21 protein-coding genes, 1 tRNA gene and 1 riboswitch are annotated in these 24,225 nt (G+C 72.3%); of the genes, 4 read left to right on the top strand and 18 right to left on the bottom strand.

The features are described 5' to 3' along the window. Positions 1-276 precede the first annotated feature (276 nt). Together MFF61_RS12295 and gph are read right to left on the bottom strand one after the other, a co-directional pair. Positions 277-353: transfer RNA gene (locus MFF61_RS12295), tRNA-Arg, on the bottom strand. 140 nt (positions 354-493) lie between these two features. Next, positions 494-1,210 carry a phosphoglycolate phosphatase gene (gph, locus tag MFF61_RS12290; RefSeq protein WP_238235415.1) on the bottom strand — a complete coding sequence of 239 codons (717 nt, stop codon included), beginning with the start codon at positions 1,208-1,210 and terminating at the stop codon, positions 494-496. Between the two features lie 146 nt (positions 1,211-1,356). After that, positions 1,357-1,446: riboswitch (glycine riboswitch) on the top strand. Between the two features lie 341 nt (positions 1,447-1,787). Here gph and MFF61_RS12285 point away from each other — a divergent pair. Beyond that, the gene (locus MFF61_RS12285) at positions 1,788-2,414 is read left to right on the top strand and encodes a trimeric intracellular cation channel family protein (RefSeq protein ID WP_238235414.1); all 627 of its coding nucleotides are present in this window, start codon (positions 1,788-1,790) and stop codon (positions 2,412-2,414) included. A gap of 50 nt (positions 2,415-2,464) precedes the next feature. On the opposite strand, the gene MFF61_RS12280 is transcribed toward MFF61_RS12285, so the two are convergent. The 6 genes from MFF61_RS12280 to MFF61_RS12260 form a co-directional block, all read right to left on the bottom strand. Then, the gene (locus MFF61_RS12280; protein ID WP_238235413.1) at positions 2,465-3,229 is read right to left on the bottom strand and encodes a Crp/Fnr family transcriptional regulator; all 765 of its coding nucleotides are present in this window, start codon (positions 3,227-3,229) and stop codon (positions 2,465-2,467) included. Positions 3,230-3,418: 189 nt separating this feature from the next. Next, positions 3,419-3,976, bottom strand: coding sequence for a hypothetical protein (locus tag MFF61_RS12275; RefSeq protein ID WP_238235412.1), 558 nt, complete (start codon positions 3,974-3,976; stop codon positions 3,419-3,421). Between the two features lie 559 nt (positions 3,977-4,535). After that, positions 4,536-5,264, bottom strand: a complete 729-nt coding sequence (locus MFF61_RS12270) for a sigma-70 family RNA polymerase sigma factor (RefSeq protein ID WP_238235411.1) — start codon at positions 5,262-5,264, stop codon at positions 4,536-4,538. 434 nt (positions 5,265-5,698) lie between these two features. After that, positions 5,699-5,911, bottom strand: a complete 213-nt coding sequence (locus MFF61_RS12265) for a hypothetical protein (protein WP_238235410.1) — start codon at positions 5,909-5,911, stop codon at positions 5,699-5,701. Then, positions 5,892-6,026 carry a hypothetical protein gene (locus MFF61_RS33860; protein WP_283205997.1) on the bottom strand — a complete coding sequence of 45 codons (135 nt, stop codon included), beginning with the start codon at positions 6,024-6,026 and terminating at the stop codon, positions 5,892-5,894. Before MFF61_RS33860 ends, MFF61_RS12265 begins: the two co-directional genes overlap by 20 nt. A gap of 185 nt (positions 6,027-6,211) precedes the next feature. Then, positions 6,212-7,465, bottom strand: coding sequence for an MFS transporter (locus tag MFF61_RS12260; RefSeq protein WP_238235409.1), 1,254 nt, complete (start codon positions 7,463-7,465; stop codon positions 6,212-6,214). A gap of 403 nt (positions 7,466-7,868) precedes the next feature. On the opposite strand from MFF61_RS12260, the gene MFF61_RS12255 reads away from it, so the two are divergent. Continuing rightward, positions 7,869-9,122 (top strand): YcaO-like family protein, encoded by a 1,254-nt coding sequence (locus MFF61_RS12255; protein WP_238235408.1) that lies wholly within the window; start codon positions 7,869-7,871, stop codon positions 9,120-9,122. Then, positions 9,119-10,207, top strand: a complete 1,089-nt coding sequence (locus MFF61_RS12250) for a TfuA-like protein (protein ID WP_238235407.1) — start codon at positions 9,119-9,121, stop codon at positions 10,205-10,207. Before MFF61_RS12255 ends, MFF61_RS12250 begins: the two co-directional genes overlap by 4 nt. Here MFF61_RS12250 and MFF61_RS12245 read toward each other — a convergent pair. The 10 genes from MFF61_RS12245 to MFF61_RS12200 all read right to left on the bottom strand — a co-directional run bounded on the left by MFF61_RS12245 (position 10,186) and on the right by MFF61_RS12200 (position 22,659). Continuing rightward, entirely contained in the window at positions 10,186-12,735 is a 2,550-nt protein-coding gene (locus MFF61_RS12245; RefSeq protein ID WP_238235406.1) for a lantibiotic dehydratase, read from the bottom strand. The genes MFF61_RS12250 and MFF61_RS12245 overlap by 22 nt on opposite strands. 8 nt (positions 12,736-12,743) lie before the next feature. Continuing rightward, complete coding sequence (locus MFF61_RS12240) at positions 12,744-13,586, bottom strand: lantibiotic dehydratase C-terminal domain-containing protein (RefSeq protein ID WP_238235405.1); 843 nt, start codon at positions 13,584-13,586, stop codon at positions 12,744-12,746. After that, positions 13,583-13,945, bottom strand: a complete 363-nt coding sequence (locus MFF61_RS12235; RefSeq protein ID WP_238235404.1) for a hypothetical protein — start codon at positions 13,943-13,945, stop codon at positions 13,583-13,585. The genes MFF61_RS12240 and MFF61_RS12235 overlap by 4 nt, the downstream gene beginning before the upstream one ends. Continuing rightward, positions 13,942-16,029 carry a B12-binding domain-containing radical SAM protein gene (locus MFF61_RS12230; RefSeq protein ID WP_238235403.1) on the bottom strand — a complete coding sequence of 696 codons (2,088 nt, stop codon included), beginning with the start codon at positions 16,027-16,029 and terminating at the stop codon, positions 13,942-13,944. The genes MFF61_RS12235 and MFF61_RS12230 overlap by 4 nt, the downstream gene beginning before the upstream one ends. A gap of 28 nt (positions 16,030-16,057) precedes the next feature. Beyond that, a complete protein-coding gene (locus tag MFF61_RS12225; protein ID WP_238235402.1) occupies positions 16,058-16,405 on the bottom strand; it encodes a hypothetical protein in 348 nt (115 codons plus the stop codon). A gap of 167 nt (positions 16,406-16,572) precedes the next feature. Continuing rightward, the gene (locus MFF61_RS12220) at positions 16,573-18,672 is read right to left on the bottom strand and encodes a B12-binding domain-containing radical SAM protein (protein ID WP_238235401.1); all 2,100 of its coding nucleotides are present in this window, start codon (positions 18,670-18,672) and stop codon (positions 16,573-16,575) included. Next, entirely contained in the window at positions 18,663-19,778 is a 1,116-nt protein-coding gene (locus tag MFF61_RS12215; RefSeq protein WP_238235400.1) for a hypothetical protein, read from the bottom strand. The genes MFF61_RS12220 and MFF61_RS12215 overlap by 10 nt, the downstream gene beginning before the upstream one ends. After that, positions 19,778-20,125, bottom strand: a complete 348-nt coding sequence (locus tag MFF61_RS12210) for a TIGR04076 family protein (protein WP_238235399.1) — start codon at positions 20,123-20,125, stop codon at positions 19,778-19,780. Before MFF61_RS12210 ends, MFF61_RS12215 begins: the two co-directional genes overlap by 1 nt. An 8-nt stretch (positions 20,126-20,133) precedes the next feature. Continuing rightward, a complete protein-coding gene (locus MFF61_RS12205; RefSeq protein ID WP_238235398.1) occupies positions 20,134-22,074 on the bottom strand; it encodes a RiPP maturation radical SAM C-methyltransferase in 1,941 nt (646 codons plus the stop codon). Between the two features lie 102 nt (positions 22,075-22,176). Continuing rightward, positions 22,177-22,659, bottom strand: a complete 483-nt coding sequence (locus MFF61_RS12200; protein ID WP_238235397.1) for a hypothetical protein — start codon at positions 22,657-22,659, stop codon at positions 22,177-22,179. Between the two features lie 292 nt (positions 22,660-22,951). Between MFF61_RS12200 and MFF61_RS12195 the strand changes: the two genes are divergently transcribed. Next, positions 22,952-24,220, top strand: coding sequence for an NHLP bacteriocin system secretion protein (locus tag MFF61_RS12195; RefSeq protein WP_238235396.1), 1,269 nt, complete (start codon positions 22,952-22,954; stop codon positions 24,218-24,220). Positions 24,221-24,225: the final 5 nt, after the last annotated feature.

Raw genomic sequence — 24,225 nt, 5'->3', positions numbered from 1 at the left:
GTCCGGCCTCACGCCGACCCGACCGCACCGCGCGATGTCTGGTGAATTCGCTGGTACCGCCACCCCGGCTCGAACGGGGGACCTCCAGATCCACGATCGTGATCCTCCACATTCCCGTTCCCGCTCCGAGACTCCCTAAGCACCTCCCACACATCACGTTTCTAGAAGCTCATCCGGACCGTCCTTCCTCGAATCCCGGCTGATGTTCCGGTCCGGTGCCGACAGGGGAGGGGCATGAAAAAGCCCGCCAAGTCATTGACCAAGCGGGTATTTCGGTGGCGACCCCGGTAGGGCTCGAACCTACGACCTGCCGCTTAGAAGGCGGCTGCTCTATCCAGCTGAGCTACGGGGCCCGACCACGCGCGGCGCCGACACACCATGCCGGGCGCGTCCGGTCAAGGGTTTGCGCCATCACGTGGCTTTCCCCCGCGCAAGGCCGCCGCAGCGGCCGGACCATGGGCAGGCCATCGCCGATCGGCGCGAACAGGCCGCGTCAGGATCCGCTCGGGAGGATGCAGGCATCGCGGGCCGCCGCCAGGGCGCTCAGAGCGGCCGGCAACGCGGCGAAATCGTCGATGACCGCGTCGGCTCCGAGGTCGTGCGGAGACCGATGGGCGTAGCCGTACGACACCGCGACGGCCAGCACGCCGGCCGCGTGGGCGGCCTCCACGTCGTGATGGTTGTCGCCCACCATCACGGCCCGTTCCGGCGCGACCTGCAGACGCTGCAGAGCGGCGCGCACCGGAGCGGGGTCCGGCTTGCGCGCCGCCACGGTGTCGCCGCCGACGATCGCCGCGATGAAGGGCGACAGGCCGAGGCCGTCGAGCACCGTCCGCGTGGCCTGGACGGGCTTGTTGGTGACGACGGCGAGCAGCACCCCCGCCTCGCGCAGGAGGCCGAGGGTGTCGAGAACACCCGGATAGGGGCGCGTCTGCCGGCAGGCGATCGGCTCGTACAGCGCCAGGAAGCGTGGAAGAAGATCGGGCGCCCGTTCGGGATCGCCGCCCGTCGCACGCAGCGCGCGCTCGATGAGGACGCGGGCGCCGTCGCCGACCATCGCGCGCGTCTGCGCAAGATCGACCGTCGCCAGTCCCTGCTCGGCGAGCAGGGCGTTCAGCGCGTCGGCGAGGTCGCGCTGGCTGTCCACCAGCGTACCGTCCAGGTCGAGCAGAAGCGCCTCGAAGCGGGCGCGCACGCGGTCGATGGTCATGCGGCTCCTGCGCAACGGGGAGGGCCGGTGGGGTCGGCCGCGGGCTCGGGCGATGCCTGTAGCAGAGCCGCGCGCCGCCGGACAGCGCCGCGCACCGGAGGCGCCGGCCCACATTTCGGCCGCAAATGGAGGGTCAAGGATCGACCCATCGACGAGCGGGAGAGAGCCGGTGCGAACCGGCCGCCGAAGGAGCAACCGCCCCGGAAACTCTCAGGCACCCGGACCGCTCGTTCGTGCAACACTCTGGAAAGCGGAGCGCATGCTCCCGCCGACGGTGTAAGCCGCGACCCCCCGCGAGGGCTCACGGCGAAACTCTCAGGCCGATGACAGAGGGGGCTCCCGCGCATGGCGCGCGATGCGACCTCGGAGGCCGTACCATGCATTCCCCTCGGCCTGACCTGTCGCGCGCAGCCCCGCTCGCGCCTGTCCGGTCCGGTGATCCGCCATCGCTGCGGTTGCCGTGACGCACGCGCACAAGGTTCCGGCGCAGAGCGACCGGGTCGAGCAGACCCGATCCGACGATCAGCCGCGCCGCGCGCCGGCACGTGGCCGCGACACCCCCCAGACGGGAGACACCATGTTCGAGACTGCCGCCACGACCCTGGACTGGTTGGGCGTGATCGTCTTCACGGTCACGGGCGCCCTGGTCGCGTCCCGCAAGGAGATGGATATCGTCGGGTTCGCCGTGCTGGGCACGGTGACGGGCATCGGCGGGGGGACGCTCCGGGACCTGCTGCTCGGGTCGCCGGTGTTCTGGACGCGTGAGCCGGCCTACCTGCTGACCTGCCTGGCCGTCTCGGCGGCTGTCTTCTTCGCCGCGCACATCCCGCAATCCCGCTACCGCTACCTCCTGTGGCTCGATGCGCTGGGCTTGGCGCTGTTCGCGGTCGCCGGGTCCGAACGGGCTTGGCAGGCCGGGGTGGGCGCCACGGTGGCGGTGGCCATGGGCGTGATCACCGCCACCGTCGGCGGCATCATCCGCGATCTTCTCGGGGGAGAGAGCCCGGTCATCCTGAGCCGGGAGATCTACGCCTCGGCCGCGCTCGCCGGGGCGATCACCTTCGTCGCCCTGACCGCCGCCGGCGGGCCGCGCGAGCTTGCGGTCGGCGCGGGGTTCTTGGTCGGCCTGCTCGTGCGCGCAGCCTCACTCCGCTTCGGTTGGGCGCTCCCGCGGTATCGCCCCCGGCCCGGCCGGCCCGTCTGACGGACCCGTCCGGGTTGACCGTTCGGAGGCCGGCGAGGGAGGGCCTCCGCTCAAGCCCTCCATCGGGCGATCGGCTCCTGCACGAGCGTCGACCGCCCCTCCATCGTCGAGCCCGAGATGTCATGAAGGTAGCCAGGATCGAATTCCGCGAGCTTCTTCAAGCGCCTGACATCGAAGATCGTCACCCGGCGATTGGACACGGCCAACAAGCCCGATTCCTTCAGGGCTTTCAGAACACGGTTCACGTGAACGTTCGACAGCCCGAATATCTCCGCCAGATCGAACTGGGTCAGTCCAAGATCGTAGCTGTTCTCGTCGGCGAGGTCGGCCGCCTGCAGGCGGACAAGAACCTCGCAGAAGAAGTGGGCCATTCGCTTGTCGGCGGGCCGTCCCATGTTGGCCAGCCAGGCCTGGGTCGTGCTGAGCTTGGCGAGAGTGACCCACCAGAGCGCTCGTGCGATGCGAGGGTATCTGTCGATCAACTCGGCCATCGTTTGCCGCGGAATATCCGCGATCGTGCAATTCGTCAGAGCGGCCACTTTGTTATGGAAGACGAACGGCATGGTTGCATGCCCGCCGCAAAGATCGCCCGGGACGAGCAGGGACAGGATGCGACGCTCGCCCTCCGCCCAGATCTTATATCTGCATGCAAATCCATCCAGTATCAGATGGATAGTGTCGGAAAAATCATCATGATCGATGTCGGTTCGGGCTGGAACGATCCGCTCGCGCAAATTCACGTGCTGAAGGGCCTCGATCTCGACTTCTGACAAGACGCCGGTATGTTCGAGACTTCTGATCAGGAAATTATTCATACTGGCCCCTCCCCAGGGTCGCAGTGATTCTTGTTATGCGAACCCTGGGCATCGTGCCCGTCCCGTTCGTCAGTGCCGGGTCGGTCGCGGCAGAGTGCGGGCTTCGATGGCTTGGCCTGTCCGGCCGCGATCCGCGCGCTTGCGCCATGCACGGCATCCACCGCGATCCCTTGCAACGACCCGGACCGCTCAGGCCCCCATCCAGACCACCTCGAACCGCTCCCGGCGGGCTTTGGCGTTCATCGTCTCACAGGCGGCACGGGCCTGCCTTTCCGAGAAGAAGGTCATCCTGACGAGCGGGTCAGGAAAATTCGTGTCCAGGATCTGCCAAAGCTTCGGCGAGAGGCGACCGCGGCCCTGCAAAGTGTCCGCCGGCATCCCGCTGCCGAGGGCATCGGCAAAGGGGGAAAAGGCCATCCCGGCCGTGGTCTTCTCGTCGGTCCTCGGTTCGGTCATGGCAGCCTTCTGGTCTGACATCTCCGCCCGGGACTGGCGGAGTCTGGTGATGGTTTGCTGGCGTTTCGCGTCTTGGCACGCCTGCCTGAAGAAGCTCAGCTGAAGCGTCGCATCTCGGCGCGTGGGATAGCGAAAATCGATCAGACGCTTCCCGGTCCTTCCGTCAACATAGCAGACGGAATTTTCCACGATCTCCAGGTATCCATAGCCAAGTTCTTCGTACTCTGCGGCCTGAAGGCCGCCGCGCGGCGTCATGTGTTTGTTGGCGTGCGGGCTCGGACGGGGACTCATTTCCGAACGGCTCCTCCCTTTGACCTGGCTGCTTCGGCCTTTTCCTGCTTTTGGTAGTCGGATCATGCCACGGCAATGTCATTTGTTAAATGCAATTGGTATGATTGTTCTGAGATCGGATATATTATGAAGCTCCCAATTGAATGAAATTTCAGCGTTCCTCTGGCGGCGGCCGATCCTGCCGAATCTTGGCGTGACACCCCGGCTCAGCCCGGCGGACCGCGAGCCTCCCATCGTCCAGTGATCCTCGGCACAAGGGACTTCGACCGGTGCGGGGCCGCTCGCGTCACGGCGGGGGCACACGCCCGGGCCCATGCGGGCCTGCGGCGTCGGCGAAAGGCCTCGCGCGCAGCCACCCTGCCGCGTGCCGCGAAGCGGCTCGGTTCGTCCGTCCGGTCGACGGCGGACACGTCGCTTCCGTCGTTCTGGACCGCGGGCGTGGTCGGCGGCGCAAGCAACCGGGAGAGAGCCGCACCCGCTCGACCGCACCGATGCGAGCGAAGCGCGTCCGGACCGCAGCACGGGACGGACGGCGACCGGCGGCAGCCGGCGCCGCGTCCTAGAGCGCCGCGGTGCGGGCGAGACGGTCCTCGTAGCCGAGCGCCTGCACCAGGGCGGCGCGTGCGCGGTTGACCCGGCTCTTCACCGTGCCGGTCTGGCATCCCATCAACTCCGCCGCCGCCTCGTAGGTGAGGTCCTGGGTAGCGATCAGCAGCAGCGCCTCGCGCTGCAACGGTGGAAGCTTGCCCAGCTGCGTCCACACCTCGCGCAGCTCGAGGCCGTCCTCCTGGCTCGGGAGCGCGGTCAGCTGCGCGGCGGCGGTCCCGTCGCTGTCCTCGACCTCCCGCTTGCGCTTGCGCATCGTCGTGTAGAACTGGTTGCGCAGGATCGTGAACAGCCACGCATTGAGGTTCGTGCCGGGCGTGAAGCTGTGCTGGCTCTGCCATGCCCGCAGCAGCGTGTCCTGCACCAGATCGTCGGCCTGGGCCGGCGAGCCGGTCAGCGAGGTGGCGAAGGCGCGAAGGGCCGGGAGCGCGGCCAGCAAGGCGTCCCGGAACTCCGGCGCATCCGGCGCGCTGGCGAGCACCCTCTCCAGCCGGACGGCGAGATCGAGCAGAGGGCGTGGCTGGGCCTCGGTGACGAAGACCTCATAGGCCGCGCGCAGCTGCCGGCCGAGGTGATCGCGCAGGAACGACGGCAGAAGAGGGCGAGGATCGTTCGGCGCAGGCACGTGGGGCGTGGTCGGCGGCTGGTGCGCTGCCTTGGTGTGCCGGAGGCTGATCGTCATCGCGTGTCGATCTCTCTTTTCTCGTTGCAGACGATTGTGTGAACGGAAGAACCAGGCCATTCAGATAACAATCAACGCAGATCGGAATATCTGGTCCGCTTGTTCGGTCTTGTGCCTCATGATTCATCTTCGGGCGTCTGATCCGAACGGGGCGTTCACATGCGCACCCTCCCTGGCAGTCCGAATCGGAGTCGCTGAGCGGTACCGTTGCTTGCGAGCGTGAAGCGACCGACCGAGCCGTATCCTGTACAGCAAATCCCTGTTGCTAATTCACTGTACAATCGTGGAGCGATTGGAATCAAGCTGTGCCATCGGACCGGACCGAACGGCCCGATCCAAGCCTGGCTGGGGCGCCCACGGGCACCCCCGCTCGCTCGGCCGTTGCTCTCCCGCGGCCGAACGGACCGGCGCGAGAACCGTGTGGCGCCGGGCCTTCAGGCGGTGGGCGGGCGCATGCGTACGCGACCCCTGGCGAGCCAGAGCGTCGGAACCAGGATCGCGCCCATCAGGACCGCAACGGCCATCAGGCCTGCCGGCGTCGCCCGGACGGTGGCCTTGACCGCGACGGCCTGCCCGATCCTCAGCTCGACCCTCGCCCGCATCTCCTCCGGATGGGACGGCCCGGTGTCAGTGCTGCTCGACGGCACGTGGCCGGATCCTGCGCAGCGACCGGAACGGCAGCAGCAGCAGCCTGAGGGCCGCACTCACGATCAGCACGGCGAACACCGACAGGACCGCTCCGAGCACTCTGATCACGCTCATGTCACACCCCTCGCATCGCCCCGCGGACGGAGCCTCCTGCAAGGCACGCTCGCAATGTGGCGGTACGGAGTCGAGATCGCGGCGTCCGCTCGGGCCGTGCCGACGACATGGTGGCGCATCCCGGCGCGACGGTCCCGCCGGCGCCTTGAGCGTAACGGCCCGCAGGGCCGCAGCGCCGCAGGCCCTCAGGGCCGCAGGAGGCCGGGCGGCACGGGGCGCGAGGCGGACGTGGCGAACACGGCCGCCGCCGCCAGCAGCAGGGGCGGGAAGGTGACCCAGCAGACCGTATCCCAGCCGTAGGTCGTCAGCAGGCCCCCGGAGGCGAACGATCCCACGACCATCATCCCGAAGACCGCGAAGTCGTTGAGCGACTGCACGCGCGCCCGCTCCTCGGTCCGGTGGCATTCCAGCACCATCGCCGAGGCGCCGACGAAGCCGAAATTCCAGCCGACGCCGAGCAGGATCAGGGTGAGCCAGAAGTGCCCCACCTCCACGCCGGTCAGGCCGACGGCCGCCGCCGCGGCCGTCAGCCCCAGCCCGGTGAGGACGATCCTGGGCGCGCCGAACCGCGCGATCAGATGCCCGGTGACGAAGCTCGGGCCGTACATGGCGATCACGTGCCATTGCAGGCCGAGGTTCGATGCCTCCTGCGACAGGCCGCACAGGCGCATCGCCAGCGGCGCCGAGGTCATCACGAAGTTCATCAGGGTGTAGGAGACCACGCCGCAGATCACCGCCGTCACGAAGCGCGGCTGGCGCACGATTGCGCCGAGCGGGCGGCCGGCGGCCCGGTCGGGCGCCGTCGGGACGGGCAGCCTGACGCCCGTCAGCACCACCGCGCACAGCGCCGCGATGCCGGCGGCGGCGAGGTAGGTGACGGCGAACAGGTGGGGCGGCCACGCGTGCATCGTGGTGGTCACGAGCTGCGGGCCGATCACCCCGGCGGCGACGCCTCCCGCCATAACGGCCGACAGCGCCCGCGGGCGCCGGGCCGCGGGCACGCAATCCGCGGCGGCGAAGCGGAAGGACAGCACCACCGCCGCGTAGGCGCCGCCGAAGACCATGGCGACGCAGAACAGCCAGAACGCGCCGAGCACGATCGCGGCGGCGGCCAGCAGCCCGAGGAGAATGCCGCAGGCCGTGCCCGTCAGGAAGGCGGCGCGCCGGCCGTGGCGCTGCGCGATGAGACCGGCCGGCAGGGTGCAGACCGCCATGCCGACCACGAAGAGCGAGATCGGCAGGGTCGCGAGCGCCGGCCGCGGCGCCAGCGTGTGGCCGATGATGGCGCCGGTGGCGAAGACGACCGTGGCGTTCGCCCCGCCGAGAGCCTGGGCGACGACGAGCCGGGCGAGGTTGCGGCGCCCGTCTGGCGGATCGACCGCTTCGCCCGGGACCGCGAGTCCGCGCGCCGCCGCGGCGTGATGTCCTGCACCGGTCATGGATCGTCTCTCGCTGCGGTCGTCGGCCCGGTCCCCGTCCGGAAGACCGCGCTCCGCGCCATGCCGGTGCGGCGCCGGTCGCGGACCGGCAGAACAGCCTCCCCTGCGCGCACTCGTTCTCCACGGGTCCGCGACCAGAGAAGATTTGTGTCGTCAGACACCCCAAAGTTCAGAAAAATCTCCTCCGAGCAACCCCGCGCCGCGATGGTCGCGCCCGCGCTGGCCGCATGGTCCGGCCGGGGGGCGCCGGGGGGTGGATCGGGCCGTGATGCGCCGGCGTCGCGATGGCCCGGACGCCGCCGCATCGCTCGCCCGAAGGCCGTGAGGTCGGCGCCGAGCGATGCTATGCTGTTGGCCGGGTCCGCCCGCGACGCTCGGGCTCGCGACTCTCGGGGGCAGCAGCATGGCCTTCGTCCCGCCGCCCGGCCCGTCGGCCGAGATGCCGTCGGTCAAGCAGGCCCTGACCAACGGCAGCCGCGTCGTGCCGCCGGAGACGACCTGGGAGCGCATCCGGCCGCACCTGCCGGGTCTCGGCGTCACGCGGGTCGGCGAGATCACCGGGCTCGACCGCATCGGCATCCCGGTCTGGTTCGCCGTGCGGCCCAACGCCCGCACCCTGTCGGTGTCGCAGGGCAAGGGTCTCAGCGATGCCGCGGCCCGGGCCTCGGCCGTCATGGAGGCGGTGGAACTCGCCCATGCGGAGGAGCCCGGGCTGCCCGTGCGCCACGCCCTCCTGCGGGAGATCGCCACGGCCGGCGAGGTGGTGGATGTCACGGCGCTGCCGGCGGCGCGGCATGCCCTGTTCGGCCTGCGGACCGAGATCCCCTGGACGCCGGCGCGCGACTGGGCGACCGGCGCGCCGGTCTTCGTCCCCTACGAACTCGTGCACGCGGATGCGACCGTGCCGCGGATGCGGGGCATGGGCGCCTTCCTGCACAGCACCAACGGGCTCGCCTCCGGCAACACCCTCCACGAGGCGGTGCTGCACGGCCTGTGCGAGTGCATCGAGCGCGACGCGGTGGCGCTCTGGCTCCAGGCCGGGGCGGCCCGGCAGGCCGCGACCCGGCTCGACCTGACGCGGGTCGCCCATCCGGCCGTGCGCGGCGTCCTCGACCGGCTGCGGCAGGCCGGCGTGTCCCCCGCCGCCTGGGACGTCACGAGCGATGTCGGCGTCGCGACGATCCGGGCGGTCCTGGCCGACGACGCGGCGGATGCCGAGACGCGGCCGATGCCCGGCAGCGGCGGGGCCGGGTGCCACCCGGACCCGGTCATCGCCCTCTGCCGCGCCCTCACGGAGGCGGCGCAGAGCCGGCTGACCGCGATCGCCGGCGCGCGCGACGACCTCGGCCGGGCACAGTACGGCGAGACTCAGAGCGCCGAGGCCCTCGGCACGGTCCGGGCGCTGGCCGGCGTCGCGGGGCGCCGGCCCTTCTCCGCCGTGCCGGCTCACGCGGCCGGGAGCGTCGAGGCGGATCTCGCCCACGTGACGGGCTGCCTCGCGCGGGCCGGCCTCGACCGCATCCTCGTCGTCGACCTGTCCCGGGACGGTCTGCCGGTGCGCGTGGCGCGGGTGATCGTGCCGGGGCTGGAGGGGCCGGTGGACTCGCCCTCCTGGGTGCCGGGCCGGCGCGCCCGGGCCGCGGGCGCCGCCGCATGAGCGTCGTCGTCTTCCTCGGCCCGAGCCTGCCGCGCGAGCAGGCGGCGCGCCTCCTCGACGCCACCTACCTGCCGCCGGTCCAGCAGGGCGACCTCCTGCGCCTCCTCGACCGCCCGCCGCGCCACGTCGGCATCATCGACGGCTACTTCGAGACGGTCCCGGCGGTCTGGCACAAGGAGATCCTGATCGCCATGAGCCGCGGCGTGCGCGTCTACGGCGCCGCCAGCATGGGGGCGCTGCGGGCGGCGGAGCTGCACGGCTTCGGCATGAGGGGCGTGGGCACGATCTTCGAATGGTATCGCGACGGCCGGATCACGGCCGACGACGAGGTCGCAGTCCAGCACGCTCCCGAGGGGCTCGGCTACCTGCCCCTGACGCAGGCGCTGGTCGATATCCGTGCCAGCACCGACTCCGCCCGCGAGGGGGGGCTGATCGGGCCGGAGGCCGCCGCGGCGATCGTCGCGGCGGCCCGGGCGGTCTACTATGCCGAGCGGACCGTCGAGACGGTCGCGGCCCGGCTGCATCTCGCGGGCACGGTCCCGGCCCGCGAGATCGCGGCGTGGCAGGAGCACGCGCGGATGGATTTCGTCAGCCTCAAGGCCCGCGATGCCGCGGCGCTGCTCGCCGAGATCGACCGGGAGGCGGCGCAGCCCTGGGAGCCCCGGTCCGTCGACTACACGGTGGCCCACACGGTGTTCGTGGAGCGTCTCCTCAACGAGGTCGCCCTGGAGCGCGCGGGCGGGCGCGGCCCGGTGCCCGCGGCGCTGCGCGAATCGACGCTGCTCGCGCTTGTCGCGCACGCGGCCGCCCGCGAGTTCGGCTGGTCGCCGGGTCCCGACGAGTTGACGGAGGCGGCCGGCGCGCTGTTCGCCCGGCTCGGGCTGAGCGGCCCGGCGCAGGTGGAGGCCTGGATGCAGGCGCACGGCCTGTCCGAGGAGGCGGTGTGGGCCCGCCTGCGGGACGACCTCCTCGTCGCCCGCCTGATGCGCCGGCATGAGGTCGAGATCGCGCGGGCGCTGCCCGAGGCGCTGCGCCTCGCGCGGGCGTTCCGGGCGCCCGGGGATCAGGAGCCGGGCGCCGGATAGCCGTCGAAGAAGGCCGGGTCGCCGGCCCAGGCGACGGCCAGTTCGGCGAAGTAGCGCCGGCCCTCGGCATCGCGCGCGACGAAGCGGTCGGGGGCGGGATGCACCTCCTGGAGCCGGAGGGCGGGGCCGTGGGCGGCGAGGTCCTGCGCCAGGATCTCGATGCCGAGTGCGCTCGCGGTGGCGAGCAGGCTCTCGGTCTGGTGCCGGCCCTGGAAGCTGTGCACGAAGGCGGGCAGGCGGGCCTCACGCACGAAGCGGCGCCAGAGGATGAACCGCTCGGCGCCGCGCGCCGCGACGAGACCCGCGCCGAGCGCCTCGGGCGGCGTCCAGCGCTCGGGGCTGATCGTCGTGGAGCCGAGGTCGAGCCGCGGCAGGTGGTGCCAGTCCGCGATCTCGCGCGACAGCCGCGGGATCGGGGCGAGCAGGGCCGGCCGGCCGAGGAAGACCGCGATGCCGGAGAGGATCGCCGCGAACCGGTCGAGCCCGCCGAGATAGGCGGCCGAGCGCGCCGAGGGGATCAGGGCCGCCGCCTCGCCGGCGCGCCGCAGGACCGGCCGGCCGGCCGCGTCGCACGAGACCGTCAGCTCCCGCAGCGCCGCCGGGTCGAGCGGATCGACGAGGTCGGGCGACAGGCGCGGGCGCGCCGCGACGTTGGGCGCACGCTGGTTGCGCACCGCGAGGTCCGCAAAGCGCAGATGCGGCGCGCGCGCCTCGACCGCCCGCAGGGACGCCTGAAGCCAGGCCCGGAACGGGTCCGGACCCGCGCCCGCATCCCCGAACAGGTGGGAGAAGCGGGCGTAGAAGAAGCACGGCTCGGGGGTGATGCCGCCGAGGCGCAGGGCGGGCTCCTCCGCGCCGGTCCCGACGAGGAGAAGCGCCGAGCCGGGCGGCAGCGGCACGTCGGGGGCGGCGCCGGCCTCAAGCGCGAGCACCGGATCGGCCCAGCCGGCCCCGATGGCGCGCTCCCAGCCCGCGAAGGCCGCCCGGGCCTGCGGCGCGAGGTCGCCCGCGCAGGGCAGGACCCGCTCCTCCCAGGCGAGGCCGCGCGGGACGGGCTCCGTGTCGAGGCCGCGGGTGAGGAAGTCCGCCAGCGGCACCGCCTCGCCGGGGCCCAGGCCTCCGAAGAGGCGGCGCAGCCCGATCCGCGATTCGCTCGTCCCGAGGCCGAACCGGTCGAACGCGAAGGCGGCCCGGCAGCGCCCGTCGATCGCGTGCGCGAAGGCGTCCGAGAGCGCGAAGCGGAACGGCGCGCCGCGGTCCACCACCAGCACGTCGCCGTGCGGTTCGGCCGGCCCGTAGCGGTCGAGCACGCGGGCGGCCGCGGCGTTCGCCGCATCGAGCTGCGCCCGCAGCGCGTCAGGCGCGAGACGGTCGATCCCCGCTTCGAGCGTCTGCGCGATCTGCCGCAGCGCGTCGCGGCAGCGGCGCCACAGCGGTGCCTCCGCGGCGGGCAGGACCGACGCGATGGCGTCCAGCGCCTCCCAGCCATCGGCGTAGATCGCCGGGAAGGCGGCGTCGGACCAGAGCAGGCCGGCCGCGATCCAGCCTTCGGCGATCGCGCGCGCCGCCGCGGGCGGGGCGTGGCGGCCCAGATCCGCCTCGATCTCCGCCAGCCGCCAGGGACCGCCGCTCGCCGGCGCCCGCGCCGTCAGCCAGTCCAGCACCGGATGATGCTCGACCTGCAGGGCGCGCCAGATCCCGTCCGCGACCGTGCCGAACACCCAGCGCTCCGGTCCGGCCCGGCGCAGCGTCGGGTTGATCCGCCATCCCACCGCCTCGATCCAGGGGCGCTGCCGGTTGAGGGCCTCCAGCGCGCGGGCGAAGGGCGCCAGCGCCGGGCTCACGCGCGTCGCCGCCTGCGCGGGCCGGATGTCGAGCGGCCGTTCGGCCGACAGGCCGGGATCTTCAAGGGCGATGCCGGCCCAGAGCCCGTTCGGCGTGGCGCGGCCGACGGCCCGCATCAGGTAGCGGTGCAGCGTCGCCTGCAGGCGGCGCCGGCTGCGCTCGCGGCCCCCGCCCGCGCCGGATTGGCACCATTGGCGGTAGGTCGAGGGGCTGGCGAGGCAGAGCGCCCGCAGGAACGCGTCGCTCCGCGCGATCCGCGCGAGTTCCGCGCCCGCCCGGTCGAGTTCCGCCGCGTGGGCGGCCTCAATCGCGGCGCGCTCGGCCGCGTGCGACTCCCGCCGCCGCGCCATGCGGCGGAGCCCGTCCCCGACCTCCGGCGGCAGGGCGGGGGAGGCGAGAAGCCGCGCGACCGGCTCGCCCGGCAGCGGCTCGGCGCCCCCGTGCAGCCGGCGCTTGAGGTCGAGGGCGGCGCGGCGCGTCGCCCGGTCAGCGAGGGCCGGGATGACGGCGTGCAGGCGTCCGGTCAGCGTCCCGCTGTCGCGGCCGATCGCGTCCCCGGCCTCGATCCAGGCATCGACCCGCGCCGCAAAGGCGTCGCCGCGCAGGGGCGCGATGGTCTCGATCGGCCACGCGGCGATGCGCAGGATCGCCGGGCCGAGAGGGCGGTCGGGCCCGGGCGGCACGCCGGTCCTCACACCGCACCGGCCCGCAGGCGGCCATCGGGCGCCGCGCCGCGCAGGCCCTGCCGGGGGTTCCAGGCCGCCCGCATGGCGCGGGCGAGGAGCGCCGCCTCCGGCTGCCCGATCCCGTGGCGGTTGAGGGTGAACAGGGCGACGAACGGCAGGATCGCCCGCAGGCCCCCGGTCAGCCGGCCGCGGCTCCAGGCGCCCCGGAGGCCCCGGGCCAGGGCCGCGTTGGCGCGGGCGTAGCCGCCGAGGAGCGCGGCTTCCGCGGCGCCGGCCGAGGGGATCAGCTGGTCGAGCCCGGACGGCTCGGCGGGACCGGTCGCCTCCGCCTCGTCCCGCAGGATCGCCGCGAGGTTGCACCACGTGTCCCAGACCTCGGGCCCGTCGCCCAGCGTGCGCCAGAACAGGTCGTTCAGCACCGCGCCCAGCAGCAGCGGGGTCGGCAGCAGGGCGGTCCCCGCCTCGGCGAGGCGGTCGCGCGCGATCCAGGCGAGGCCGTCCGCCTCCCAATAGGCGTGCACGCGGGCCATCGCCTCCGGCCCGCCGAACTGGCGCGTCTCCGGCTCGTAGACGCTCCAGAACCGCGCGGTGAGGTGTCCCTCGGCCGCCACGCGCGCCAGCAGCGGCCGCAGCCGCGCCGCCAGGGCGGCGCGCGGCGCGCGGAAGCGCAGGCGCAGGTCGGGCGGCTTGCGCTGGAACACGAACCGCGTGACGAGGCGATCCCGGCGCAGGCCCGGCAACTCGTCCGCGAGCCCGCGCAGCACGGCGCGCGCGGCAGGCAGCGCCGAGCCGTCCGCGCGGGCGAGGCCGAGGTTGAGCTGCACCCACGCAAGGGGCGTCTCCCTCACGACGCGCCCTCGTGCTCCGCCTGCCGCAGCCGGGCGCTGCTCACCGCGATATGGTCGGGCACCAGCGCGTCGATCTCGCGTGCGAGCCGATCCTCCAGGAGGCGCACCAGCGCGAAATCCTGCAGGGCGGCCGCGAAGGCCGCCTCCCCGAGGCCGGACGCATCGAGCCAGCCGGCGAGCGCCGCGCCGTCGTCGAGGCCGGCCGCCGCCAGAAACCGCTCCGCCTCGGCCTGCATCTCGGCCTGCGTCACGACGAGCCCGAGCCGCGCGGCCTCGCGGCGTGCCAGGAGGCGCAACAGCGCCTTCTTGCGCACCACGGCGAGCGTCTCGCCGCAGGCGGTCGGCCCGTCCGCGCTCATGGCGGTGCCACGGCTGCGCCCGGGACCGTCGCCGGCACGACGTCGAGGAGGCGGTGGCGCACGAGGTTCGTCACCACGTCGCGCGCGAAGGCGACGTCCTCCTGGCTCGCGTCCTCGCCCGACAGACCGACGATGATCTCGGCGGCGGCGCGGTAGCGCGGATCGCCGCCGAGCGCCCGGAAGGTCGCCGGATCGAGGGCGACGCTGCCGCGGCGCGAGGTGATGGTGCAGTGCTCCGCATCCTGCTCGACGGCCGCCGCCCGGCTCCAGGCGAGGCGCCAGAGGGAGGGATCCGCGCTCTCGGGCACCGAGACCCGGTAGGGGAAGGATTGCCCGAAATAGGCGGCGGCGTAGCAGAGCGACCATTCCTCCTGCGCGGGCCACAGGATCGGCGGCCAGGCGTGGAAGCGGGAGAAGCGGGCCGCGATGCGCTCGGTGGCCTCCGCCATCAGGGCGGCGATCTCCGGCCGGCTCAGGCCGCGCGTGTTCTCCCAGGCGGTGCCGATGCCGAACAGGAAGTCGCGTCCCTCCGTCGGCGCCAGCAGGCGCAGGCCGAACCGCTCGGGCTCGGCGAAGTACGGGGTGTCGGTGAGGAGTTCGAGTTCGTGGATGTCGAGGGAGTTGCCCGGATCGTCGAACAGGGCGGCGTTCTCGTCGAAGAAGGCCATCGTCGCCCGCGCGCTCGCCTCGTCCTCGCCCGGGAAGCCGATCATCGAGAAGACGTGGAAGCGGATGCCCGCCTCCGCGCAATGGCGCAGCACCGGCGCGGCGTTCTCGACCTGGATGCCCTTGCGCATCCCGTCGAGCGTCGCCTGGCTCGCGGATTCGAGGCCGAAATAGAGCCGCCGCAGGCCGACCCGGGCGAGCTTCCGGCACAGGTCCGGGGTGAAGCCGGGCTCCAGCCGGGCATAGCCCGAGAAGGCGCAGCCGGTGGTGCCCTGCGCCTCCAGCGCGTCGGCCACGCGCTCGAGGATGCGCGGCGGCAGCGCCTCGTCGGCGATGAGGAAGTGGCGGCAGCCGTGCCGCTGCGAGAGCGCCCGGATGTCCTCCGCCACCGTCTCGGGCCGGCGCACGCGGTAGCGCTTGGGCGAGATGCGGTTGATGAAGGGTATGTCGCAGAAGGTGCACTCGTCGTGGTAGCAGCCCTTGCCCACGAGGACCGGCAGCACGAGGTGCGGGCTGAGGTAGCGGTCGAGGGGCAGGCCGTCGAAATCCGGGGTCGGGACGGCGGCGTAGTTCTCGATGTGGGTCCGGCCGGCGCGGACCGCGTCGCCGTCCTTGAACAGGAAGTTCGGCACGCGCGCGAAATCCCGCCCGCCCTGCAGCTGGTCGACGAGTTCGAGGAGCGCCGCCTCGCCCTCGCGGGTGACGACGCCGTCCGCGAAGGCGTCGAAGAAGGCGGGCAGGTGCGGCAGCCGGTGGGCGATCTTGGCAAGCGCGGTGCCGCCCAGCACCACGCGGTGCCCGCGCTCCCGCAGGCGCCGGGCGAGCGAGAGGCCCGGGATGAGCTGCCAGCGCAGGGTGAGCGAGAGGCCGACGAGGTCGTAGCCGCCGCGATCGAGGGCGGGGAGCACCTCGGCCGTCCAGTGATCCTCGAACAGGTTCGCGCCCGGATCGGCCGTGACGGCGAGCAGGTCCGCAAAGCGGCTCGGATCGACCCCCTCCACGTCGTAGCGCAGCACCTCTGTCTGGTAGCGCAGGCGCCGGGGGGCTGCTGCGGAGACGAGGTCGAGCGCATCGTAGATGCGCTCGCGCGCCGCGTTGAGCCGGGTCGGATCGAGGAAGCGCACGGGATCGCGCAGGGTGGCGAGCGCGTCCGCGATGGTCTCGGCCAGTTCCGGCGCGCGGACGGCCAGCCGCCCGGCGGCGCGGTCCTCCGCGCCGCCCGCGGCCCGCGCGCGCAGGGTGTCGCCGGCCCGCGTCAGGACGTCCGGGCGCAGGAGCGCCAGGACGCCGTCGATGTCGAGGTCGAACAGGTCGACATGGACGCCCGCCGGGCGCAGCACCGCGGCGAGCGCCGGGAGCGGCAGCCGCGGCGCCCGCGGATCGCCGCCCGGCGGGTAGATGAGGGCTATGCGAGCCATGCTTCGGCGCCCGCGCCCGGCCGGCGTCCTACCAGGGGCACATCACGGTCGAGTACGAGACCTTGGACAGATCGAACTTGCCGCCCTTGAGCGACGCCGCCGTCTTGAGGGCGCTCGGGTTGAGCTGCGGGATGGTGGCGATGCCCGGCAGGCCGCCCGCGCCCATCATCCCGCCGCCGCCCGCGACCGCATCCAGCGCCTCGCTGCTCAACTCGTCGTTGCTGCCCGGGGAGGCCGCCGCCATGCCGGACTTGAGCTTCTGCACGTCCTCGTCGGGCATCCTCGCCTGTTCGAGGATCTCCGAGCGCAGATAGTAGTAGTTGCCCGCGTCGTCGGTGATCACCAGTCCGGACGGGCTCTCTTGCTGATCGGCCATCTGACACCTCCTGATCCGTCAGGGCGTGGAATTCCAAAATACACGTGTTGCGGCCCTGTCGCAACAGTGTTCCCAAGTATCGAAGATCGTCTCGCGCTTGATTGTCTTGGGTTTTTCGGACCGGAACGCGCGCCATCCGGTCCGATGTCGGTCGGAGCCGGCCCTCGTCAGGCGATGGCCGGCTCTGATACCCGCTCCTCCGGCGCGCTGCGGGCCGGGCCGTCGCGCGCCAAAGTGATCTGCAGCAGGCGCGCGCCGACCATCGCGTCGATCGCCGCGCGGGTCTCGGCCGGATCGGCCTCCTCGCCCTGGAGCGCGGCGCAGGCGGCGAGGACATCGCCGACGCGGCGCGGGCGCGGGGCCGCGAACAGGCCGAACAGGGGCTCGTCGACCGTGACGGCGCCCGTCCGCGAGGCCACCCGCACCAGTCCGTCGCGGCGGTCGACCGCCGCGGCGGGATTCCAGGCGATGGTGAAGGGCCGCGGGTCGCCATCCTCAGGCAGGGAGGTCCGGTACGGGAAATCCCGGTTCCGGTACCGATCGCCGTAGAGAATCGCGTATTCCTCGAAGCCCGGCCAGAGATGCAGCGGGGTGTTGTGGTGGCGGGCGTAGAGCGTCCGCAGCACCGCGCCGTACTCGGCGACGAGTGCCATCACCTCGTCCTGCGACAGGCCGCGGGCGTTCGACCACCCGCTGCGCACGCCGATCACGAAGTCCTTGGCGAGGGCCTCCTCGGGCACGTCCACGCCGAGCTCCGCGGCTTCCGCGAAGTAGCCGGTGCGCAGCTCGAGGCCGAAGGGGTGGATGTCGAAGGTATTACCCGGATGGTCGATGACGTCGGCGTTCTCCTCGAAGAAGCGCAGCGTGGTGCGGGCGCTCGCGCGCGTCTCCTCCGGGAAGCCGACCATCGAGAAGATGTGGAACAGGATGCCGGCCTCGCGGCAATGGCTGAGCACGGGACGGACGTCCGCGATCCGGATGCCCTTGCGCATGTGGTCGAGGGTGGCCTGGTCGCCGGATTCGAGGCCGAAGAAGATCTTGCGCATCCCCATGCGGGCGATCTTGGCGCAGACCTCGCCCGTGAAGCCGCGCTCGAAGCGCGCATAGCCGACGAAGGAGAAGCCGCGGTCCCGGTGGGGCTCCAGCGCGTCGGCCAGCCGCTCCAGCAGCCGCGGCGGCAGGGCCTCGTCCGTGAACACGAAGTGCCGGCATCCCGTGCGGTCGTTGAGCGTCAGGATGTCCTCGACGATCCGCTGCGTGCTGCGGACCCGATAGGGCTTGCGGGAGACGTGATTGATGAAGGGAATGTCGCAGAACTTGCACTCGTTGAAGTAGCAGCCCTTGCCGACAAGGATCGGCAGGACCGGCTCGGGGGCGAGATACGCGCCGAGCGGCAGGCCCGCGAAGTCGGGCGTGGGCAACTCGTCCACGTCCTCGACGCGGGTCGGACCCATCCGCACGCGCCCGTCCACGACGGAGAGGAGGTTCGGGACGGAGCCGAGATCGCCCCCGCGGCGCAGCGCCTCGACGAGGGCGAGGATCGCGGTCTCGCCCTCGTAGGCGACGATGCCGTCCGCGAAATGCGCGAAGAGTTCGGGCCGCGCGAGGAGCTGGCGCACGAACTTGGTGAACACCGTGCCGCCGATCACCACGCGGTGCCCGCCCGCCTTGAGGCGGTGCGCGAGGGCGAGACCCGGCAGGATCTGCTGGCGGTTGACGATCGACAGGCCGACGAGGTCCGGGCGCTCGCGGTCGAGCGCGGGCAGCAGCTCCGCCCGCCAATGCTCCTCGAACAGGTTGGCGCGCGGATCGGTGCTCGCCGCGATCAGGTCGGGCAGCCGCTGCTCGTCGATGCCCGCCACCTCGTAGCGGATCGGGCAGAGATCGTAGCGCACGGCGGTGCCGCCGGCGGCGAGCTGGACCGCGTCCTGGATCGTCTCGCGGGCGAACGCGAAGGCGTGCGGATCGTAGAACCTGACCCTGTCGCGCAGGATCGCGAGGGCGCGGGGCACGTCCTCCACCAAGCGGTCGCCGCGCCGCAGCAGCCGCGCGATCTCGTCGGCGTCGCGGCCGGGCGGCGCCTTCGCGACCCGGCGCAGGTGATGCGCCACCACCTCGGGCCTGAGGAGCCAGAGCAGGCCGCCCAGATCCGCATCGATCAGCGTCGTCGCGACGCCGGCCCGGCGCAGCACCGCCGCGAGGTAGGGCAGGGCCAAGTGGGGTGCCCGCGGGTCGGTGGCGGGCGGGAAGATCAGGCTCACGCGCATGCGAGCCTCCCCGGCACGGGCGAGGGCCACATCCGCTCCGGCGCGAGGGCGACCGGGCCGAAGCGCGCGAGGTAGAGCCGCGGCGACAGGTAGACCGTCACGGCGGGGCGCCCGCCCGCCCATTGCAGCGAGGCCCAGCCGTGCAGGCCCTCCTCGTCGGCGAGGTCGTCGCCCGCGAGCGCGCGCAGCGCCGCATCGTAGGGCCCGGTCGGCAGGCCGAGGCGGCGCAGCGCCGCGCGCAGGCGGTCGCGCAGCACCGCGTCGGACGTCGCGCAATGGGGAAACAGCCGCAGATGCGTGGTGACCCGGGCCGGCGCGGTCGAACCGGGCGTCAGGTGGAGCGCGCTGAGCGCGCCCCGCCGCAGCGCGCGCCCGGGACCCGCCAGGGTCTCGACGAAGGCCCGCACGCCCTCGCGGCGGGACGGATCGGCCGCGTGCTGCGCGAGCTGCGCCGCATCGGCCTCGGCATGGCGGAGGTAGAGCTTCACCCGGGCTGCATCGCCGGGCAGGAGGTCGAAGCCGAGGAACAGCAGGTCGTCGTCCGGGCCGAGCCGGGCGGCGACCCCCTCCCAGCAGGCGCCAAGGCCGAGACGGTCGAGCGCCGCCCGCGCGGTCGCGCGCGCCTGCCGCCGGCCCGCCGCCATCAGGTGGAGATAGACCTTGAACCAGGGCGCCCGGCCGGCGCGGAAGACCGCACCGTGCCACAGCACGCCCGCCGCCTGCGGATCGAGGTCCGCCAGCACCGGCAGCACGGCGCGCAGCCGCGACAGGTCGGCGCCGTAGCGGGCCTCCAGCGTCTCCGAGAGGGCGAGCGCGGCCGCCAGATAGCTGCGGGGGGAGGGGGGAGCGCCCTGCGCCTCCACCGTCACGCGGATCTCCCGGCGCTCCCCGTCGAGGACGAGGGAATAGTCGCAGCCGCTCGCATCGGCGCCGAGGCCCGACCAGGGCGGCGGATCGGCGAGCGGCGCGTCGGCCCAGGACGCGGCGAGGACGCGCAGGCAGGCGACCATCGCGTCCGTCTCGTCCGCCGAGAAGCCCAGGCTCCCGGCGAGCGCGCGCAACGGGAGGCAGGCCGCCTCGAACCGCGTCGGGGCGGCGGCGCTCATCAGCCGTCCCCGCCGCCGACCTTGGCCACCACCCGCCCGAGCCGGACTGCGGGGGCGGGCCGGGCTTCGGCCGGCGCCTCCTCGCTCACGCGCCGCAGCTCGACGGTGAGGAGGTTCAGCGTATCGGGGCATTGCAGCTCGACTACGTCGGCTGCGCCCCAGGGCACGCTGCCGCCGAACTGCAGCATCAGGATCGCCGGATGGGCCGCATGGTAGAGGTAGCCGCACATCCCGGCGGTGTTGCGCGCGCTCACCTCCAGCACGTCGCCGACCTTGTGCCCGGCATTGCAGGTGCCCTTGATGCAGGTGACGGTGGCCCGGACGGGATGTCCTCTCTCGCGGTTCATCGCGCCTCCTAGATCCGCAGGGTCTCGGTATGGGCGAAGGCGAGACGCCGCCGCTCGGTGCCGACGCGCAAATCGCCGATGTCGATGCGCGGGAGCGCCGTGTTGGTGCGGTGGGCGAGGTTGCGGCTGCGCTGGGCGATCAGCCGCTCGCCGATCTCCGGTTCCGTGACGAGGGAGACGTAGCGCTTCTCGTGCAGGAGCACGAAGCCGAGCGAGACGAGGAAGTCGAGCTTCTCGCGGTCCCCGGGCGGCACGCGCAGCTGCGACACCGGCTGCCGCACCGAATCGAGCAGCGCCGCCAAGTCCGGGGTGAGCAGGCAGTTCGGCACCTTGGCGACCGCGCGGGTGTCGGTGATCTCCATCCAGCCCCCGCCCCGGCGCGACAGGCTCAGGGTCGGCGGACCGCCCTCGGCGCTCCACGCATTCGTCCAGTCGAGCACCGCCTGGTCGAGCCGCGCGACCAGCTCCGGGTTGTCCATGAACTCCGTTGTGTACTCGCCGAAGAAGTGCAGGGCGATGCGGTCGGCGTAGTCGCCGAACAGCTCGTAATAGGCCGCCCAGGCCCGCAGGCCGCGGATGCCGAACCGGTCGGGCTGGTTGTGGTAGGGGCTGTAGCGCGAGATGCGGATCGGCCCCCAGCGCGTCGGCGGGCGCAGGTGCTGCATCAGGGGCAGCATGGCGAGCATCCGCTCGTAATCCGCGCAGGTCTCGCCCGGGATCGCCGTCAGGATGTTCCAGACGACGCGCAGGCCGCGCGAGCCGGCGTCGCGCAGGACGCGCACGTTGTCGATCCCGCTCACCCCCTTGTCCATCCCCTTGAGGATGTCGGTGGAGAAGGATTCGATGCCCGGCTGGATCTCGAAGATGCCGGCGAGCACGAAGCGGTCGAGGTCCTCGGCGCGGATCGGCGACTTCACCTCGTAGCTCAGCGCGCAGGGCGTGCCGCGATGGGCGAGCGCGTCGAGCACCGACTCGGGGAAGTCCCGGGCCATGATGTTGTCGCTCGCGTAGAACTTGGGCACTTGGTAGCGCTCGATCAGCGCCTCGAGTTCGCCCACCACGCGGTCGGGGGATTTCGCCCGGTAGTTCGTGCCCGGGAAGTTGTAGCCGCAGAAGGTGCAGGTCTTCTTGTCCCCCCACCAGCAGCCGCGGGAGGACTCGAAGATGAGGAAGTGCGGGGCGCTCGCGGCGATCGGGTCGTGCTCGCGCAGGGGCGCGAGTTCGTCGAAGTAGTCGTCGTAATCGGGCGGGGGCACGTCGTCGAGCTTGGGCACGCCGCGGCCGCGGATGATGCGCTTGTCGGGCCGCGTCCCGTCCTCGATGTAGGCCTTGCAGAAGCGCGGGAACTCGACGTCGGATTCGCCCGAGAACACGAAGTCGAACACGTCGGTGAGTTCGAGGAGCGCGCTGCCGATGGGCTCGGCCGCGTTGGCGCCGCCCAGCACCGTCAGGATCGTGGGATCGAGCCGCTTGACCTCGCGCGCGATGGCGATGCTCGCCATCGTCTGCTGCACCATGGTCGAGAAGCCGACGATCCGGGGGCGCCCCGCGACGAGGCGCGCCGCGGTCTCGCGGATGTAGTCCGGAATCTCGCGCACCACCCGGGCGACCTGCTCGTCGCTGGCGGAGGGGGGCCGGACGAGCTGGCGCAGCTTGGCGTCGGCCTCCGCATCCTCCTTGAGCATGTCGAGCAGCCGGTCGAGCCGGTCGGCCCGTTCGGGGAAGGCCATCCCGAGGAAGATCGCCTCGCCGAGCAGCGTGCGCGACCCCGCGATCCGCACGCAGGCCTCGAATCCGAAGCGGGCTGCGAAGCTCAGGTTGGCGTAGTGCACGCGCGCCGACACGCCCAGCTTGCGGCAGGCCGGGGCCAGTATGCTCGGGCCGAGGGTGGGGATACCGGGGTATAGCACCGGCGGCACGACGAGGAGAACCTGTTCCGTGAACGACACGGGCAATCCTCCGTCGCCAGATCAGTCCAAACGGATGCCAGGAAGACTATAAAACGTCTTCAGATTTTGTAAAGAGCGTGTGTTTCGTCTGTGTGACTGGCGTCACAAACGCGGCTGGACCGCCTTCAGGATGGCCTCGGCGTCCTCGATGAACTGAAGCGCCTGCCTCGTCTTGCCGGCCGCCAGAGCGTAGCGGGAGCATTGCTCGGAGAGGTCGCCGAGCCGGCGCCGCTCCGTGCCCAGGATCTTGAGGGCGTTCTCCACCGCGAAGCGCAGCACGCCCCGGAGCGCGCCGTCATCGACGGAATCGTTCAACTGGCCCTCGATGGTGATCAGGTACTCGTAGCTCCTGAGTTCCTCGGAGATCTGCAGCAGCGAGCGCATGGTCGAGCGGATGCACTCGCTGTCGCCCGCCGCGAGGTTCGGCCGCTCCGCCGTCTGGCTGACATCCGTCAGCACCTCGGCGAAGAGCGGCTTGATCCGGGCGACGGTGGCGAGGTCGACCTCGCTCAGGATCCTGGCCTGGGCGGCGAGCGGCACCACCGCCGGATTCAGCGCCAGGACGAGCGCCGCCAAGGGGGACACAGCGGCGCGCACCCGCGTGCGGCGCCGGCCGCCGGGTCCGGCGCGAGACCGGTCGGAACGCGTCGCGGTCGGCGTCATGTCCTGCCCGCCCTCTGCCGTTTGCGGCGATCGTAATCCTCGGGACCCGATCGCGCCAGTTCCCAAATGAGGATCGCCGGCGCCGTCCCCACGACGACTTGGTCGTAACTCGCGCGCCCGGCCGGTGTCCCGCTGGTCAACCCGGCGAATCTCTCTATGATGCCGTCAGATCCACCGATCGGGGCGGCGGGTCGGCCAATCCGGGCGAGGCGACATGAGCGGCAGCTCGCAGAAGCCCTTCCGCGCCATCGCGCTCGAACGCGCGACCTCGCCGGAACAGCTCGACCACCTCGTGCGCATCACCAAGCCGGTGGACTGGGTTCTCGCCCTGGTCATCCTGGTGTCGCTCGCCACCGCGCTGACCTGGAGCGTCGTCGGCAGCATTCCCACGCGCACCTCCGCCGAGGGCATCCTGGTGGCGAGCGGCGGGCGGGTGGTGGATGCGGTCTCGGCCGCGCCGGGGCGCCTCGCCGCCGTCGAGGTCGCGGTGGGCGACCGCGTCGCGCAGGGGCAGCCGGTCGCCCGCATCGCCCAGACCGACATCGAGCAGCGCCACCGCGCCGCGATCGAGGTCTTCCGCGAGCGCGAGCGCGAGCACGCCACCCTGGCGTCCAACGCCGAGATGGAGATCGCCGCCAAGGCCCGGAACTTCGCCAAGCTCGAAGAGGCCTTCAACCAGATCGTCCAGGCCACCGACCAGCGGATCGACTATCTCGCCACCGAGATGAAGAACCTGGAGAGCCTGCTGGCGAAGGGCATCACCACCCGCCGGGTGGTGGAGGAGCGGCGGCGCGACCTCACCGACGCGCGCCAGCGCCGCGAGGATGCGCAGAACGAGGTGCTCAAGCTCCGGGTCCAGAAGACCGACCTCGAAACCCAGCGCAGGCGCGAGGTGCAGGAATCGCAGTTCCGCCTCAACGACGCGCGGCGGCAGGTGGAGCAGTTCGCCGGCGAACTCGGCCGCAACACGCAGGTTCTAAGCCCGATCTCAGGCCGGGTGCTGGAGATCAAGGTCGCGCCCGGCTCGGTCCTCAACGTCGGGACGGCCGTGCTGGCGGTCGAGACCGAGGGCGCGACGCTGGAGGCGGTGATCTACATCCCGGCCGATCGCGGCAAGACCGTGAAGCCCGGGATGGAGGTGCGCCTCGAACCCAGCACGGTGAAGCGCGAGGAGTTCGGCACCATGGTCGGGACCGTGGTGACGGTCTCGGACTTTCCCATCACCCCACAGGGCATGGCGGCGGTGCTGCACAACGACAGCCTCGTCACGCGCTTCTCGCGCCAGGGCGCGCCCTACGCCGCGGCGGTCCGCCTCGCGCGCGACGAGCGCACGGTGAGCGGCTACCGCTGGGCGGTGGGGCAGGGGCCCGCCCTGCGCCTGACGAGCGGGACGCTGACCCAGGCGGAGATCACCACGCGCGAGCAGCGCCCGCTCGACCTCGTGGTGCCGATGCTCAAGCGCCTGACCGGCCTCGCCGGCTAGGCCCC

This window comes from Methylobacterium isbiliense, from assembly GCF_022179325.1.
Taxonomy (GTDB): Bacteria; Pseudomonadota; Alphaproteobacteria; order Rhizobiales; family Beijerinckiaceae; genus Methylobacterium; species Methylobacterium isbiliense.
This window is presented reverse-complemented; position numbering and strand designations above follow the sequence as displayed.

What these genes read in the sequence shown, in the direction of transcription:
- gph (WP_238235415.1), bottom strand. Translation starts at nt 1,210, where the DNA reads ATGACCATCGACCGCGTGCGCGCCCGCTTCGAGGCGCTTCTGCTCGAC.
- MFF61_RS12285 (WP_238235414.1), top strand. Translation starts at nt 1,788, where the DNA reads ATGTTCGAGACTGCCGCCACGACCCTGGACTGGTTGGGCGTGATCGTC.
- MFF61_RS12280 (WP_238235413.1), bottom strand. Translation starts at nt 3,229, where the DNA reads ATGAATAATTTCCTGATCAGAAGTCTCGAACATACCGGCGTCTTGTCA.
- MFF61_RS12275 (WP_238235412.1), bottom strand. Translation starts at nt 3,976, where the DNA reads ATGAGTCCCCGTCCGAGCCCGCACGCCAACAAACACATGACGCCGCGC.
- MFF61_RS12270 (WP_238235411.1), bottom strand. Translation starts at nt 5,264, where the DNA reads ATGACGATCAGCCTCCGGCACACCAAGGCAGCGCACCAGCCGCCGACC.
- MFF61_RS33860 (WP_283205997.1), bottom strand. Translation starts at nt 6,026, where the DNA reads ATGAGCGTGATCAGAGTGCTCGGAGCGGTCCTGTCGGTGTTCGCCGTG.
- MFF61_RS12260 (WP_238235409.1), bottom strand. Translation starts at nt 7,465, where the DNA reads ATGACCGGTGCAGGACATCACGCCGCGGCGGCGCGCGGACTCGCGGTC.
- MFF61_RS12255 (WP_238235408.1), top strand. Translation starts at nt 7,869, where the DNA reads ATGGCCTTCGTCCCGCCGCCCGGCCCGTCGGCCGAGATGCCGTCGGTC.
- MFF61_RS12250 (WP_238235407.1), top strand. Translation starts at nt 9,119, where the DNA reads ATGAGCGTCGTCGTCTTCCTCGGCCCGAGCCTGCCGCGCGAGCAGGCG.
- MFF61_RS12235 (WP_238235404.1), bottom strand. Translation starts at nt 13,945, where the DNA reads ATGAGCGCGGACGGGCCGACCGCCTGCGGCGAGACGCTCGCCGTGGTG.
- MFF61_RS12230 (WP_238235403.1), bottom strand. Translation starts at nt 16,029, where the DNA reads ATGGCTCGCATAGCCCTCATCTACCCGCCGGGCGGCGATCCGCGGGCG.
- MFF61_RS12225 (WP_238235402.1), bottom strand. Translation starts at nt 16,405, where the DNA reads ATGGCCGATCAGCAAGAGAGCCCGTCCGGACTGGTGATCACCGACGAC.
- MFF61_RS12220 (WP_238235401.1), bottom strand. Translation starts at nt 18,672, where the DNA reads ATGCGCGTGAGCCTGATCTTCCCGCCCGCCACCGACCCGCGGGCACCC.
- MFF61_RS12215 (WP_238235400.1), bottom strand. Translation starts at nt 19,778, where the DNA reads ATGAGCGCCGCCGCCCCGACGCGGTTCGAGGCGGCCTGCCTCCCGTTG.
- MFF61_RS12210 (WP_238235399.1), bottom strand. Translation starts at nt 20,125, where the DNA reads ATGAACCGCGAGAGAGGACATCCCGTCCGGGCCACCGTCACCTGCATC.
- MFF61_RS12195 (WP_238235396.1), top strand. Translation starts at nt 22,952, where the DNA reads ATGAGCGGCAGCTCGCAGAAGCCCTTCCGCGCCATCGCGCTCGAACGC.